This window comes from Acinetobacter sp. BMW17, from assembly GCF_001592855.1.
Taxonomy (GTDB): Bacteria; Pseudomonadota; Gammaproteobacteria; order Pseudomonadales; family Moraxellaceae; genus Acinetobacter; species Acinetobacter johnsonii.
Genome location: NZ_LSOD01000045.1, coordinates 57371 through 73539 on the forward strand (window position 1 = coordinate 57371; position 16169 = coordinate 73539).

At 41.5% G+C, this 16169-nt stretch carries 13 protein-coding genes, 1 pseudogene and 1 riboswitch; of the genes and pseudogenes, 6 read left to right on the forward strand and 8 right to left on the reverse strand.

From position 1 onward, the window contains the following. The 5 genes and pseudogenes from AXW61_RS14120 to accC form a co-directional block, all read left to right on the forward strand. Nucleotides 1-278 (forward strand): annotated as a pseudogene (locus AXW61_RS14120) (acetyl-CoA C-acyltransferase); the annotation flags it as partial. Nucleotides 279-377: 99 nt separating this feature from the next. Continuing rightward, nucleotides 378-1154: a 3-oxoadipate enol-lactonase gene (gene pcaD, locus AXW61_RS14125; protein ID WP_062034806.1), complete on the forward strand. Its 777-nt coding sequence runs from the start codon at nucleotides 378-380 to the stop codon at nucleotides 1152-1154. A gap of 1088 nt (nucleotides 1155-2242) precedes the next feature. Next, nucleotides 2243-2698, forward strand: coding sequence for a type II 3-dehydroquinate dehydratase (aroQ, locus tag AXW61_RS14130; protein ID WP_062034807.1), 456 nt, complete (start codon nucleotides 2243-2245; stop codon nucleotides 2696-2698). Between the two features lie 16 nt (nucleotides 2699-2714). After that, a complete protein-coding gene (gene accB, locus AXW61_RS14135) occupies nucleotides 2715-3134 on the forward strand; it encodes an acetyl-CoA carboxylase biotin carboxyl carrier protein (RefSeq protein ID WP_062034808.1) in 420 nt (139 codons plus the stop codon). A gap of 16 nt (nucleotides 3135-3150) precedes the next feature. Continuing rightward, complete coding sequence (gene accC / locus AXW61_RS14140) at nucleotides 3151-4512, forward strand: acetyl-CoA carboxylase biotin carboxylase subunit (RefSeq protein ID WP_062034809.1); 1362 nt, start codon at nucleotides 3151-3153, stop codon at nucleotides 4510-4512. A gap of 65 nt (nucleotides 4513-4577) precedes the next feature. On the opposite strand, the gene AXW61_RS14145 is transcribed toward accC, so the two are convergent. From AXW61_RS14145 to AXW61_RS14170, 6 genes are all read right to left on the reverse strand, one after another. After that, complete coding sequence (locus AXW61_RS14145) at nucleotides 4578-5015, reverse strand: hypothetical protein (RefSeq protein WP_224469288.1); 438 nt, start codon at nucleotides 5013-5015, stop codon at nucleotides 4578-4580. A gap of 241 nt (nucleotides 5016-5256) precedes the next feature. Then, nucleotides 5257-8862 (reverse strand): urea carboxylase, encoded by a 3606-nt coding sequence (uca, locus tag AXW61_RS14150; RefSeq protein WP_062034810.1) that lies wholly within the window; start codon nucleotides 8860-8862, stop codon nucleotides 5257-5259. 5 nt (nucleotides 8863-8867) lie between these two features. Then, nucleotides 8868-9518 (reverse strand): urea amidolyase associated protein UAAP2, encoded by a 651-nt coding sequence (locus tag AXW61_RS14155; protein ID WP_062034811.1) that lies wholly within the window; start codon nucleotides 9516-9518, stop codon nucleotides 8868-8870. Between the two features lie 17 nt (nucleotides 9519-9535). Beyond that, complete coding sequence (locus AXW61_RS14160) at nucleotides 9536-10276, reverse strand: urea amidolyase associated protein UAAP1 (RefSeq protein WP_062034812.1); 741 nt, start codon at nucleotides 10274-10276, stop codon at nucleotides 9536-9538. A 27-nt stretch (nucleotides 10277-10303) separates the two neighbouring features. Continuing rightward, a riboswitch (guanidine-I (ykkC/yxkD leader) is annotated at nucleotides 10304-10407 on the reverse strand. A gap of 144 nt (nucleotides 10408-10551) precedes the next feature. Then, nucleotides 10552-11445, reverse strand: a complete 894-nt coding sequence (locus tag AXW61_RS14165; protein WP_004979763.1) for a LysR substrate-binding domain-containing protein — start codon at nucleotides 11443-11445, stop codon at nucleotides 10552-10554. Between the two features lie 321 nt (nucleotides 11446-11766). Further along, on the reverse strand, nucleotides 11767-12939 hold the full coding sequence (locus AXW61_RS14170) for a thiolase family protein (protein WP_062034813.1): 1173 nt from the start codon (nucleotides 12937-12939) through the stop codon (nucleotides 11767-11769). A gap of 521 nt (nucleotides 12940-13460) precedes the next feature. Between AXW61_RS14170 and AXW61_RS14175 the strand changes: the two genes are divergently transcribed. Then, complete coding sequence (locus tag AXW61_RS14175) at nucleotides 13461-14072, forward strand: TetR/AcrR family transcriptional regulator (RefSeq protein ID WP_004693224.1); 612 nt, start codon at nucleotides 13461-13463, stop codon at nucleotides 14070-14072. 62 nt (nucleotides 14073-14134) lie between these two features. Here the strand turns inward: AXW61_RS14175 and cysK are convergent, their stop codons facing one another. Both cysK and AXW61_RS14185 read right to left on the reverse strand, forming a co-directional pair. Continuing rightward, complete coding sequence (gene cysK / locus AXW61_RS14180) at nucleotides 14135-15133, reverse strand: cysteine synthase A (protein ID WP_062034814.1); 999 nt, start codon at nucleotides 15131-15133, stop codon at nucleotides 14135-14137. 161 nt (nucleotides 15134-15294) lie between these two features. Next, nucleotides 15295-16167, reverse strand: a complete 873-nt coding sequence (locus tag AXW61_RS14185; RefSeq protein ID WP_081408311.1) for an NAD(P)-dependent oxidoreductase — start codon at nucleotides 16165-16167, stop codon at nucleotides 15295-15297. Nucleotides 16168-16169 lie beyond the last annotated feature (2 nt).

Sequence of the window (16169 nt, forward strand, 5' to 3'; positions counted from 1 at the left end):
CCAATCTCAGCATCGAGCAGATGGATGTGATTGAACTGAATGAAGCCTTTGCAGCACAGGCACTGGCCGTTACCCGTGACCTAGGTCTGGCAGACGATACGACCCAAGTGAATCCAAATGGCGGTGCAATCGCGATTGGTCATCCACTGGGTGCATCGGGTGCACGTTTGGTGACAACAGCTCTAAACCAGTTAGAACAAACGGGTGGCACGTATGCCTTGTGTTCGATGTGTATTGGGGTCGGTCAAGGCATTGCAATGATTATTCAGCTTGTTTAATCCTCCTTCTAATCTGACGTGGTGTTTCTGCTCATAACGCTTTTTGCTGAGAATAACAGTGGAAACACTCAAAATTTTTAATGAATTAAGGAAAAGCATATGCCAAGGTTTACTTCAAACAATGCCGAAATTCACTATCAGACCTTTGGTGACCCCAAAAATCCTGCGATCGTTTTTTCAAACTCGCTAGGCACAAACTTCAACATGTGGAAACCACAAATTACTTTTTTCCAGAAAAACTATTTTGTGATTTGCTATGACACTCGCGGGCATGGCCAGTCTTCCGCACCTCAAGGGCCTTATGATATTGAACAACTTGGTCTAGACCTGATACATTTATTGGATCATTTAAACATTGAGAAAGCCATTTTTTGCGGTATCTCAATGGGCGGACTTACAGGTCAGTGGTTAGTTATTCATAAACCTGAACGTTTTCACCGTGCCATTGTATGTAATACCTCAGCCAAAATTGGCAATGAACAAGCATGGAATGATCGCGCGTCGTTAGTACGTACCCAAGGTCTAGAACCCATTGCATCGACGGCTGCGAGCCGTTGGTTTACCGAACCCTTTATCCAAAGCAACGCAGCAACTGTAGCAGCGCTTTCAAACGACTTAGGTGCTGGCAGCCCAGAAGGTTATGCGAGTTGCTGTGAAGCTTTGGCTAAAGCGGATTTACGTGAAAAACTCGAAAGTATTCACGTACCTTTACTTGTTATTGCTGGGCTTAAAGACCCCGTAACAACAGTCTCAGATGCACAGTACATGGTGAATCACATCCGAAGTAGTGCCCTATTTGAAATCGATGCCTCTCATATTTCAAATATCGAACAGCCCAAAGCCTTCAATCAGGCCATTTTAGATTTTATTGCTTAATGGTCTAGATCTGAACTCAAAACAGCCCTACATGGGCTGTTTTTTCTTACCTATTTAAAGAAAGCGATAGGAATGCGTAAAACTCATCATTAAAAAGATAATGGCTTTAGCTCATTCTGTTTTTCATCTTAAAATCATTAAAACTCAAAAATTGTATATAAAACAAACTGAAATTATTATGATTTCAAAATCATATCTTCGGAATTTCACTTATTGCCAATCCTAAACTCACTAGATCCCATCATGTAAAGCCGAATCTACACAGCTAAAATGAGCAAAATAGCCAATCGTTTTCTTTTATAAATTTTCTCGCACAGCAAAAGCCAATACTCAACAAGAGGATATTTTTTCAGTACTTTCTACTACTCAGCAATTTTTCTACAGTCTTTTGCTTATTTAACGGCAAAGTTTCTCAACCAAAAGGATGCTGAAAAGCACCGTTAAAAACCTGAATTTTTCTCTTACTGTTTCAAGTTTTTCAGTTTTTTGCTAAAAGTTAATGACATCAGCTAAATAGATGTTAACAACAGACAAAAGTGTTCATCTACACTTTAATGTAACAAGTTAATGTTTTAATTGATGAAAGTGATATTTTCCAGTTCAATGTTGATCCAATAAAGCTTAGTAACTGAATTGATCATGGTCGTCAAGCCAGCCAAAATAGATAGAGTAAATTTATCAGATCATCTCCAGATACAAACCATATCAGACTCCAGTTTTATTTTGATATACACTTTAGCCATATAAGAATTAATCTAGATCTGATGCAGAGTGAGCTACCGACTAAGAAGTCTGAGTTGCCCTCTTTTCAAGACTTGAGTTGTACCTGTGGCACAAAACGAAAACAAATCTGCTGCTTTTGGTCAATTTGGCTTACAATGTAAAAAAGAGTAATAATCCGAAAATTTGTAATCTTTTAACATTGCCAATTCCTTGCAAAATTTACATTATATTGCCGAAGTTTGGCACTAAGCATCTACGTCAATTCAAACAAACTATAAAAAAAATGTAGAACTTTATGCCATAATACGCAAACTTTGCAGCCATCTTGCAAAGATTTATTGCAATTTATAAATGGAGCAAGCTAAATGAGTTCGACCATTTTGGTTATTCATGGACCGAATCTAAATTTGCTAGGAAAGCGCGAACCAGAAGTATATGGTTCTCTAACGCTGAACGACATCAATCAGCAACTCATTGCACAAGCTGAAAATGCTTCAATTTCTCTCGACACTTTCCAAAGTAATTGGGAAGGTGCCATTGTCGACCGTATTCATCAAGCCCAAGCGAATGGCGTCCAATTTATTATTATTAACCCTGCTGCACTCACGCATACCTCTGTTGCTCTACGTGATGCCCTGCTTGGTGTAGCCATCCCATTTATTGAAGTTCATTTATCGAATGTTCATGCGCGTGAAGCGTTTAGACATCATTCATATTTATCAGATAAAGCCGTTGGCGTTATTTGTGGCTTAGGTGCTCAAGGTTATAGCGCTGCGCTCAATTACGCTCTCACTAAAATTCAACCCTCTACGCAATCATAATTAGGAATACTGTCACATGGATATTCGTAAAATCAAGAAACTCATCGACCTGATGATTGAATCTGACTTACAAGCGATTGAAGTTAAAGAAGGCGATCAATCGATTGCGCTGACTCGTCGTAGTCCAGTTGTTGCAGCTGGTGCTGCTGTTGCTATGGCAGCTCCTGTTGCTCAAGCTCCAGCGGCTAAAACACCACGTGGTGCTGTAGAAACCTCTCCAATGGTTGGTGTGTTTTACGCGGCTCCAAGCCCAGGTGAAGCGCCATTTGTTAAAGTTGGTCAAACCATCACTGCTGGTGAAACACTTGGTATTATCGAAGCAATGAAAATCATGAACCCGATTGAAGCAACGCAAAGCGGTGTGGTTGAAGAAATTTTAGTGAAAAACGGCGAAGTGATCCAATTCGGTCAACCATTATTCCGCTACCGCGCGTAATAGACGGGGACTTATAATGTTGCAAAAAGTTTTAATTGCAAACCGTGGTGAAATTGCCCTGCGCATCACCCGTGCCTGCAAAACTTTAGGGATTAAGACTGTAGGGATCTATTCAGATGCCGACAAAGACTTAATGCACCTACGTTTTGTAGATGAAGCAGTATGTATTGGACCGGGTGCAAGCAGCGAAAGCTACTTGAATATTCCTGCCATTATTACAGCGGCTGAAATTTCAGGTGCAGATGCCATTCACCCAGGTTATGGCTTCTTATCAGAAAATGCTGAATTTGCTGAAATTGTAGAAAACTCAGGTTTTATTTTTATTGGACCACGCCCTGAACATATTCGTTTGATGGGTAACAAAGTTTCTGCGATTACTGCAATGCGTAAAGCAGGTGTTCCAACTGTACCGGGTTCTGCAAATGCGGTTACACCGCAAAATGCACTGGCTGAAGCTAAAGAAATTGGCTTCCCATTGATCGTGAAAGCTGCTTCTGGTGGTGGTGGTCGTGGTATGCGTATTGTAGAACGTGTCGATACCCTGCTTGAATCCGTTCAAGCCGCACAGCGTGATGCTGAAATGTGGTTTGGCGATGACACGGTGTATATGGAACGTTTCCTACAAACACCTCGTCACGTTGAAGTCCAAGTTCTTGCCGACGGTAATGGCCACGCGATTCACCTCTATGACCGCGACTGCTCTTTACAGCGTCGCCATCAGAAAGTGTTAGAAGAAGCGCCAGCGCCAAATTTACCTGAACAAGCACGTGCTGACATTTTAGAAGCTTGCGTAAATGCTTGTAAATTAATGCAGTACCGCGGTGCAGGTACATTCGAGTTCTTGTTTGAAGATGGTGAATTCTTCTTTATTGAGATGAATACACGTGTTCAAGTTGAACACCCTGTAACTGAAATGGTGACAGGTATCGACATTATTGAACAACAGCTCCGCATTGCTGGTGGCTTAGGTCTTGAAATTGAACAAAATCAAGTTGAAGTCAAAGGCCATGCGATTGAATGCCGTATCAATGCTGAAGATCCAACGACCTTCTTACCTTCACCAGGTAAAATTGAGAATTTTTATGTGCCAGGTGGTGCAGGTATTCGTCTTGATTCACATATCTATCAAGGCTATAGCATTCCGCCCTACTATGACTCGATGATTGCAAAGCTGATCGCACACGGTAAGGATCGTAAAACATCACTTGCTCGCATGCGCCAAGCACTTGATGAAATGATTTTGACCGGTATTAAAACCAATATTCCATTGCATAAAGATTTGATTCTTCAAGATGAAAAATTCTGTGAACAAGCGATGGATATTCACTACCTTGAAAAGCACTTGTTAAAGCAAATTGAAGGCAATCAAGATAAGTAATTGTCTTGATCCTTAAATAAAAAAACCGCGATAAATCGCGGTTTTTTTATTTGTAAAACAACTAATTAAGGTAGTACACGACGTAGTGTTGCAAAACATTGTTGTGCCTTATCATTGGCACAAAAATTAATGGTCGATGGACTTTGCCATTTCACAAAATACTGAGACATTTCACCAGTCTGATCTTCTTGAGACCCAGAACAATCCACTTGGTTATTGTCAAATTTGACCTGTAAAATTAAAGCAGGCAGTTGCACATTTTTATCGGTAGATGGCTGGTAATCATAAATTCCCGTAGACCATTCTTCCCCACTTTTAATCACAACATCACTATTACTTTTAAAATTATAGTATTCAACGCATTTACGATTATTTGGAATTTCCATTCCCCATAAGCCCACAATTTCAGGGCGAGTCGTTACACGAATATTATTTTGATTTGATGCTTGAGTATCCTCAGCCTGACTTGGCGTATTTGCCATAAGCACTGATGAAGTTAACATGAATAACATGCCGAGTAATGTTTTTTTCATACAAGCCATAATGTTTTTTAAGCGTCCCACTAAATTAGCATATTTTGATTCAAAACATCATTTTATAACCATTTCATAACAATCTATTTTTTGCTATGCATTGCAATCTTAATTTAACAAAACGATTTATTGTCAGCACTAGACAAATCCTACTTTCAGAATCAAAAAAGACCGCTTAAGCAGTCTTTTTTGTATGTCGTGATATTTGAATTTAAGCTACCGGTGCCAGTGTAAACAGCACCTGACCTGTTTTTACCGTTTGCCCTTTTTCAATGGTAATGGTTTCAACCTTCATCCGCTCAGGTGCAATAATGGGAATTTCAATTTTCATGGCTTCAATCACGGCCAAAGTTGCCCCTTCTTCCACAATGTCTCCAGAGGTACATTCAATTTTCCAAATAGAACCCGGCATATGCGACTCGACTGCACAGCCACCTTCAGGAATTTGAATTTCACTGTCGTCTAACACCGCATCTAGACTATCAGAAACATGTTCAGCCAAACCTGCCTCATGCCAACGACGGCGTTCATATTCAAAGTTCGTTTGCTGTACCGCTTTAAAACTTGAAATGGATGCTGCATTTTCAATGAGGAAGTCATTGTATTCTTTTAGATTTAAAACCCCATCTTCTACACGAAGCTTTAAGCGCCCCGCTTTAAAGTCTTCCCGCATTTGCATCAGTTCTGTTTCAGACACTTCGTAAAATTTAATTTGATCAAAGAAGCGCAGTAGCCATGGTTTTTCTTGTTCAAAGTCTGGATTTTTGCGGTAACGACTCCACATTTGGGTTGTACGTCCAACAAACTGATAACCGCCCGGGCCTTCCATACCATAGACACACATATATGCGCCACCAATACCGACTGCATTTTCAGGCGTCCAAGTGCGTGCAGGATTATATTTGGTAGTTACTAAACGATGACGTGGGTCCAGCGGCGTTGCCACAGGTGCACCCAAGTACACATCCCCCAAACCCATCACCAAATAATTGGTGCTGAATACGATATCCTTCACTGCTTGCTTTGAGTCTAGACCATTGATACGACGAATAAACTCAATATTGTCAGGACACCACGGCGCATCTGGACGGACTGTTTGCATATAACGTTCAGTCGCCAACTGAGTTTGTGAGTCCTCCCAAGCCAAAGGCAAATAGACTGTGCGCGAAGGCACTTCCATTGCGGTCACATCAGGCAATTCACTTTCTGCTTGCTGTAAAAGGCATAATAAATGTTTTTGATCTAGCACCAATGAATCAAAATGAATTTGCAGTGAACGAATACCCGGTGTTAAGTCTATAATCCCTTCGATACTTTGGTCTTTAACCCATTGCATTAAAGCATGAATACGGAAGCGTAAATTGAGATCTAAAACCAACTCTCCATATTCAACCAACAGATAACTATTACCTGCGGGACGATAGCTTACATCAGGTCTAGCGTTCTCACCTTTTAATGTCGCTAAAACGGCATCTGATAAGGTCTCCATTTCAGCATGAAGGCTTGGAGAAAATTCTACATTTTCAGTCGTATCCGCTGTTAACGCTGCGCTATATTTTTGATTTAATACTTGTGCTTGATCATAAGAAATTGGGATAAATTTAACTTTATCGCCCGCTTTAAGCTGACCAATTTTCCATAGTTCTGAGCTAACCACCACCGCAGGACAAACAAAACCACCCAAGCTTGGACCATCGGGTCCTAAAATAATTGGCATATCTCCAGTGAAATCAATCGCGCCAATGGCATAAGCATTATCATGAATATTCGAAGGGTGCAGCCCTGCCTCACCACCATCGGTACGTGCCCATTCAGGTTTTTCACCCACTAAACGAATGCCTGTACGGCTTGAGTTAAAGTGAATTTCAAATTCTTGCTCAAAGAAGCGCTCAATATCTCGTTTGGTGAAAAAGTCTGGCGCACCATGCGGTCCGTACATCACTGCAATGTTCCAAGTCTGGCTAAAGCTCGGCACCTGTGCTGCACTAAGTGCAACAGTTTCTACCGAGCTATAAGCCGTAATAGGCAACATATCTCCAATGAGTAAATTGCGTCCTGCATGACCACCAAACTGACCTAAAGTAAAAGTCGCTTGCGAGCCTAAGTATCTAGGTACATTAAATCCGCCTTTAATGCCAATATAACTGCGACAACCTGTGGTGATTTTACCCGTTTTAAGAATTTGCCCTTTTTTAACATTAAAGGTCTGCCACATGGCAACATCAACACCATCCAATGTCGCAAGCATGTCGCCACCCGTAATCACGATTTGACTATCACAGTGAAACTTTAAAGTTGGGCCTTGTAATGTACATTCTAACGCCGCGTTATTAAATGGATTCCCCAATAGTTGATTGGCTACATTTAACGATAGTGGATCAATCGCACCTGATGGTGGAACACCAACATCCCAATAACCCAAACGACCCGCCACATCTTGTATTGACGTTTGAATACCGGACTGTAATACCTCAACTTTTTGGGTTTTCCACTCAAAAGTATTTAAGAAACGTGTAGTCTGTGTCCCTGCTTTAAACACTTCACAGTCAATAATATTTTGTAAATACTCAAGATTGGTTTCAATTCCTGCCACTGAGGTTTTTGCCAAAGTATCGCTCATGGCCTGAATTGCACTTTCACGGTTCTCGCGGGTCACAATGATTTTGGCAATCATCGGATCATAAAAGGAAGACACATTTGAACCCGTTTCTACCCATGTTTCATTACGCGCTTGTGGGTCAAACTCGACATAGGTCAGTAAGCCAGCACTGGGTTGAAAGTTCTTAATTGGATCTTCGGCATATAAACGGACTTGGATCGAATGGCCTTTAGATCTAAGCACCTCTGTTGGTGCAGTCCAGTCACCACTACCTAAAGTGACCATCCATTCCACAAGGTCTACACCAAACACTTGTTCAGTCACGCCATGTTCAACTTGTAGACGTGTATTCACCTCTAAGAAATAGAATTGCTGGGTGTCAGTATCCATCACAAATTCAACCGTACCTGCCGAACGGTAATTCACCGACTGCATCAACTCAACGGCAACAGCTTGAATATAAGCACGTTGTTCATCATTTAAATGTGGTGCAGGAGTTTCCTCGATTACCTTTTGGTTACGGCGCTGTACTGAACAGTCCCGCTCTCCCAAAGCCAGAACCAAACCTTGACCATCACCAAAAATTTGGACTTCAATATGACGCGCATTTTCCACAAACTTTTCTAAATACAAACCTGCATCTTTAAAGTTCGCTTGTGCCAAATAAGATACCGTTGCATAAGCATCTTTAAGCTCTGCTTCATTCCACACCAAACGCATACCAATACCGCCACCACCTGCGGTACTTTTCAGCATCACGGGATAACCGATACGCTTTGCTTCGATCAGTGCTTCCGCTTCGTCTGCTAAAAGTTGGCTCCCCGGTAACAATGGCACGTTCGCCTGAATGGCAAGTTCGCGCGCAGTATGCTTTAAGCCAAAACTACGCATTTGTGCAGAATTCGGCCCTAGAAACACAATGCCCTGTGACTCGCATAAATCACAAAACTCCGCATTTTCAGATAGGAAACCATAGCCCGGATGAATGGCTTCAGCACCTGCTTCTTTCGCGACCTGTAAGATTTTTTCAATATTTAAATAACTTTGACTGGCTGGGCTATCACCAATAAATACCGCTTCATCAGCCAAAGTCACATGTAAGGAATCACGATCTGCTTCTGAATACACCACAACAGACTTAATGCCTAAATTCTTTAATGTACGAATTACTCGGCAGGCAATTGCCCCACGGTTAGCAATGAGAACTTTTTTAAACATGCTGATTACTCCTTGCCTTCATGTACAATCAGTTGAATTTTAGTCGGGTTATAGGCATTACAGGGGTTGTTCAGTTGTGGGCAGTTAGAAATCAGCACGATGAGATCCATCTCTGCTTGAATTTCAACATATTTACCCGGCGCCGATATTCCATCGTCAAACTTGAGATGCCCATCACTACTCACGGGTACATTCATAAAGAAGTTAATATTCGGCCCAATATGACGAACATTTAGTCCATGTTTTTTCGCGATAGGGTGCAAAGCCAAAGCTGTCATAAAGTTATTACGGCAACTATGCATCGGAAATGTGTCATGTGCATAACGTACGGTGTTACTCTCACATGAACAAGCACCGCCCAAGGTGTCATGACGACCACAGTTATCATCATGGATCGTGGCGATTTTGTTGCCATAGTTGGTATATAGAGCTGTGCCTTTTTCGAGATAAATCTGCTGATTAATGGCTAAAGTATCGGTTGCGCTGTAACGTTCTTCAGGATTGTTCGCAGAAATAAATAAAGTATCGACTGCTTGGTTGCCTTCGAGGTCAATAATGCGGAAATATTGCCCTTTCTGGACTTCACACATCCATGCCTCACCCGCTGGACATACTTCATTTAAAACGGTTTGATCAAATGCTTGTAAACTGGTCATGCGTATTCTCCTTGGGCTTAAGCAGCATCAAATGCGTAATAACGTGCGTTGTTTTGAAAACCGCGTTGGTTTTGTGGGCATGAGTCACGACAGACATCGTGTACTGCTAAAGTGGAGGCTTTGAATAAGCGCATTTGAATATCGGCAGGCTGATACTTTGCTGCTTGGCTCAAACTATGTGGCGCAGCAGATAAGAACACCAGACAGTCCATCTCAAAACGCAGTTCAATAGTTTGATGGGTATTATCGACATCGATATAAGATAAGTTGCCTGCATCATCAGGGCGAACTTTAGAGAATAGGTTGACCGTAGCTGACAGGTCGGCTTGACCTAATGAATACTTGGTCATTTCAAGTAACAGGCTGTCGCGTCCACTCCGAAACATCTCATTTCGTGTATCTTGGAAAGTTTGAGTGCCGAATTGTTTTTGGATCTGTTCTGTGCGGCTCGGACCACTTAAGGCATCATTCCAACCATGATCATCGTGAACAATTGAGGCCATAACCCGACCTAAGTCTGAATACAACACATGTCCTGTACTTAGAAATGCTGTGTGCTGTGCCTTTAAGCTATCGGGCATATTAAAGCGTTCGAGCTTGTCTTCGCTGTTGACACAGAAAAGTGAAACGTTGGCTTGTGCTCCCAATGCTTGGAACTGTAAAACGGTGCCGCGTTGAATACGCCCAGACCAGTGATGCCCACCCGGTAAAAGTTCAGTCCATAGTGCGTTATCGTCGTGATAAGTTATTGTGCTCATGCGCCTCTGCCTAAATCGTAACTGTTTACCTCCCGGGCTTTTATCCCTCCGTGTAGCTCTTTCGAACCGTGAACTCTCGGTCGCAGACATACATAAAATAGATATGTATCGGAACCCTAGATCACTCTTTCAGATTAGACGATGCAAAGGCTGTGCCAATTTAGTATTACGATTTTTAAACTTCGTAACACTATTTATGAGCAATAAATGGGCACTTTAGATTTCAAGCACGCATATTTTTGCTATGCGCACTAAAAAGCATCAAACTTTAAGAATTACTTCATTAAAATTTCATGGAACATGTGACGCAGCCACTGATGACTGGTTTTGTGATGACAAGACATATGCCAATACTGTTTCACCCCATAACTTGGGAAGGCAATTGGCGCATTGAAGATCTTTAAATTGCCACGTGAAAGCAGCACTTCACTTAAATAATACGGGACTGTCGCAATTGCATCGGTTTCTTGTACCACCAAGCCTACCCCTAAATAGCTCGGTAAACGCATTAAAATGTCACGTTTTAGTTCTAAATTAAGCAGTTCGTTTTCAATATGGTAATGCCCCATGCCCGCATCAATATCGATATGTGACTCAGCCAAGTACTGTGCTGTGCTGATACTGTCACCTGTCAAACGCGGATGATCTTTGGCAGCAATCACCACATAATACTGCTCGAACAGTTGCTGTTGATAAAAGCCATTTTCCAATTGAGGTAAAAAACCCAGCGCCAAATCAATCTCACCATTTGCCATTTGATAACTGGTTTCAGAGGTGATCGGACGGATATTCAAACGAATATGCGGCGCATGTTTCTTTAAGTATTGCGAAATTTTCGGCAACAACACCAAATGTGAAACATCGGTCATGGCCAAACTAAACTGTTGCTGTGAAGTGGCTTGGTCGAAATCAATCGTAAAGTTATTGATGATTTCAACCTTGTTTAAAGCCTCACTGACCAATGGAAATAACTGTTTCGACAGCTCAGTCGGCACCATTTCATTGCCAATCCGCAAAAATAACGGATCATTATAATGTTGGCGAATTTTATTCAGAATGTTACTCACCGTCGGTTGACTCATTTCTAAATGATCAGCCGCCAGTGACACACTTTTAAACTTATAAACGTAAAAAAAGATACTGAGTAATTTACAGTCCAGTTCAAACACGAAAAAAATGTTCCTTATATGTATGGTGATGGTAGACGATCCATCATCTACCCATTATAGCGATGATCCAATGCTCAAAACTTACTTTTATAAGCATCTATGTCTAATATCAGACGTTTCAGCAATATAAGTACATTAATTATACCTTTAGTTATACTGAACAATGGATGCTTTTCCTGAAAGTATATGTCTCTTAATCTGCATGTATTTTACAAAACAAAAAAGGCCCGAATCAATCGAACCTTTGATGAAATCAACCATGCCGAATTATAGCTATTTAAATCATTTTCTTCACAGGCATAGCTAAGAATATTTACAGTTTTAGTCCAGCAGCTCGACGGCAATAGCAGTCGCCTCACCACCACCAATACATAAAGCAGCTACACCCTTTTTCCCACCAGTACGTTTCAAGGCATGCAGTAAAGTCACGATAATACGTGAACCAGACGAACCCAATGGATGACCAAGTGTACAAGCGCCACCATTCACATTGACTTTAGCAGGGTCTAAATGAAAACCATCAATTGCAAGCATTGTGACCATCGCAAATGCTTCATTGACTTCCCACAGATCTACATCACTCGCAGACCAGCCTGCTTTGGCTAAAACTTTCTCAATGGCACCTACAGGGGCAATGGTGAACTCAGATGGATGCTGGGAATTACTTGCATAAGCCACAACTTTTGCCAATGGCTTAAGACCACGTGCGTCAGCCACTTCGGATGAAGTTACAACCAATGCAGAAGCACCATCCGAAATAGAACTCGAATTTGCCGCGGTAATCGTGCCGTCTTTTTTAAATGCCGGACGTAAAGTTGGAATTTTATCCACTTTGGCATTGAGCGGCTGTTCATCTTGATCAACCACAACATCTCCTTTACGGCTACTCACCGTCACAGGCACGATTTCATCTTTAAAGAAACCACCTTGAATCGCAGCAACGGCTTTATTTAAAGAACCAATGGCATACTGATCTTGCTGCTCACGGGTATAGCCTTTTTTATCTGCCATTTCTTGAGCAAGTACACCCATCGACAAACCTGTTTCAGCATCTTCTAAACCTTCTTGGAACATGTGATCGGTGGTTTTACCATGTCCCATACGGTAACCCGCGCGTGCTTTTTCAAGTAAGTACGGCGCATTTGACATTGACTCCATACCACCGGCCACTACAATCTCAGCTGAACCCGCTTTAATCGCATCAGCCGCTTGCATGACGGCTTTCATACCAGAGCCACAAATTTTATTGATAGTTGTTGCACCCGTTGAGTCAGGTAGACCCGCCATACGCATTGCTTGACGTGCAGGGCCTTGTTTTAAACCTGCTGGAAGTACACAACCAAAGATCACTTCATCCACATCGGTCGGCTGTAAGCCAGAACGGTTTAACACTTCTTTAATTGTCACCGCACCAAGTTCAGGTGCGGTACAGCTTGACAGTGAACCTTGAAAACCACCCATTGCTGTACGTACACCGTCTACAATAACAATCATTTTCTATTTCATCCTTTTTTGCGGTTTATTTGCTTTAAGCCTAATTAAGAGACTTAAAAACATTCCCTATCTATTTTTTCATATTACAAAGGGGTTAATCGTTTCAGATCTTATTTTAATGTTTTTAATAGTGCTACCGTCTCAAAGCAAGTCATCTATAAAGACATTAAAATAAACACACGTGAATAAGACATCGATCCATACGACAGATGATCTATTTATCAACCCGCACTGCATTCGAGGCCTTAGCACTAAAGGTTCTCGTCTCTAAGAACACAGTGGCTATACTGACAATAGTGTAAAAATCACGAAAAAGGAATGCAATGGCCCAAATTTGATCTCTAGAGATCAGATTTATTGACAACGAAATGCGAAAATGCACCTGTATTTATTTCTATTGTTGAACAAGTGGATATTTTTAAAACGATTGTAGTAATATCCAAGACCTTAGTTGAATTTTCATTTTCAACCAAGTTCAATAGCCTCTCTATAGTTCTCATGGAATACACTGGAATAAGCCAATGACTTCAGTACGCCAACAAAATTTTCTATTACGCAAAGAGAAAATTTTAGCCATGGCTGAGACTTTATTATTAGACAATAATCAAGACATCACCTTAAGCGAATTAGCAACGGAACTCGATATTGCGAAGGGTACGATCTACAAGCATTTCAAAAGTAAAAATCAACTTTATTTAGAGCTGATTATCTTAAATGAAACTCGCCTGCTAGAGATTTCTCAAAAGCATAACAATGATATTAAAACGTATGTTTCCGAATACATGCTTTATAATATGTTGAACTCGAACCGTACGATTTTACTGCACGTTATTGAAGAACGTTTAACCAATAACGAACGTAAACTCAAAGAACTTTTTGAGAAGCTCTATCAAATACGTGAGCAACGTATTATCGAAATTAAAGACATGACCTCTGACTACTTAAAGTCTTTAGACAGCGCAATGTCCATTCGTGACTATTTATCTTATGTATGGACAGTGACCTACGGTGCGTCATTGTTACTCAATTCAACGCATTATCAAAAATCAATCGGTTCACGTGAGCGTCTGATTAAACTGTATGTCAACCAAGCCCTCATGACACCCGATAAAATTTCACATGCAGCCCTTTAAGTTTCTAAACGGTATAAAAAAAGCTAAACATTTTATGTTTAGCTTTTTTTTCATACAGCAAATTAGTCTGCAGAAATATCTTCAAACAAAACTGAAGATAAATAACGTTCACCACCATCAGGTAAAATCACCACAATGGTTTTACCTGCATTTTCAGGGCGTGCTGCAAGTTCAGCTGCTGCTGCCATCGCGGCACCACTTGAAATACCCACCAAAATACCCTCTTGGCTTGCTGTTTTACGCGCCCAATCAATTGCTGTTGCAGCATCAATTGGCATCACTTCATCGACCAAGTCCAGGTCTAAGTTTTTAGGAATAAAGTTAGCGCCAATGCCCTGAATCTTATGTGGTCCAGGCGTCAAAGTTTCACCACGTTTGGTTTGACCAATAATCGGTGATTCAGCAGGTTCTACCGCAACTGAGTACAGGGCTTGTTTTTTTACTTTTTCAAAATAACTTGAAATCCCTGAGATCGTACCGCCCGTCCCTACACCTGCAACTAAAATATCAACTTTACCGCCTGTTGCTTCCCAAATTTCTGGGCCAGTCGTTGCTTCATGAATAGCTGGGTTTGCTGGGTTTTCAAACTGTTGTGGCAAAAAATAAGTGTCTGGATTTTCATCCAACAAACGCTGTGCTTCTTCTACCGCACCGCGCATCCCTTTTGCAGGGTCGGTGAGAACCAAGTTCGCACCCAAAGCTTTCATCACCTTGCGGCGTTCGATACTCATGCTTGATGGCATAGTTAGAGTTAACGCATAACCTTTTGCAGCAGCAACGAATGCCAAAGCAATGCCTGTATTGCCACTGGTTGGTTCGACAATGTGCATTCCCGCTTTCAGCACACCGCGTGCTTCCGCATCCGCAATCAGCGCAGCCCCAATACGACATTTTACTGAAAATGCAGGGTTACGGCTTTCAACTTTGGCTAAAACGGTGGCTGGACTTTGTATAATTCGGTTAATACGAACCAATGGTGTGTTACCAATCGCTTCTGCATTATTACTATAAACCGCTATCCCTAAATTATTAGGCGTTGGAAAAGCTGAGTCAGTACTCATACCAATGTTTCCTATGTTGTTTTTAATGATCCACTCATTATCATACCCTGATTTTTAAATGCAAACTGACATTTGGTCGGGCTTATGTTTTTATTTGATAAATAAATCACTTAAACAGAAAAAGCATGAGTTTTCCCATGCTTTTCTCCCGCGCGACCAGCTTAAACGAGCCTTACACTATTCCACTTTTCTAACTGTGTAACGGCCGCGCTAAAATCTACTTGTGCAGCCTGTTCTCGATCTGTTTTTAAGAACAGTTCTTGTGCCATTTGAAAAATAGGTGTTTTCATCTGTCCTTCTTCGGCCAGATCCACCGCAATACCAATGTCTTTTTGCAACAGGTTTAAAGCAAAAGTTTTTTGAAAAGTGCGGCTCAAAACTTTTTGCGCCATCACCGTTTCAGACATGGTACTTTTACCACTGGAGTGATTAATACAACTCAATGCTCTAGCTAAGTCAACGCCTTGATGCTTCAAAATAGACATGCCTTCAGACAGTGCCCATAAATGCGTTGCCATAAGCGTATTATTTACCGCTTTGACCGCAAAGCCTGCACCACTTTCCCCGACGTATTCAATCAGCCCCGAAAATGCCTGAATAATAGGTTTTGCCCTTTCAAATCCAGCGATATTACCACCCACCATAACCGTCAAAGTACCGCGTTCAGCACCAATGGTTTGACCCGAAACAGGTGCATCTAAGTAAGTTACTCCACGTGCTGCCAAATCAGTGGAAATTCGCTGCGCAGACTCAGGCACGCCACTGGTACAATCCACCCATAAACTTCCAGATTTGGGTGGATGTAACGCAATTAACGCTTCAACATCTGCACTGGTCGGTAAGCATGAAAATATCACACCGGCTTGCATCGCTTGTTGAAGTTCAACCTGCAAAGTACCAAAGGTTTGCGCATGTGAAGACGCTTTTTCCGCTGTGCGATTCCACACCCAAACAGGATGACCCAGTTTTGGCAAATGGGAGGCCATGTGCCAACCCATTGCCCCAAGTCCTATAAATGCAATATTTAGACTCAAAA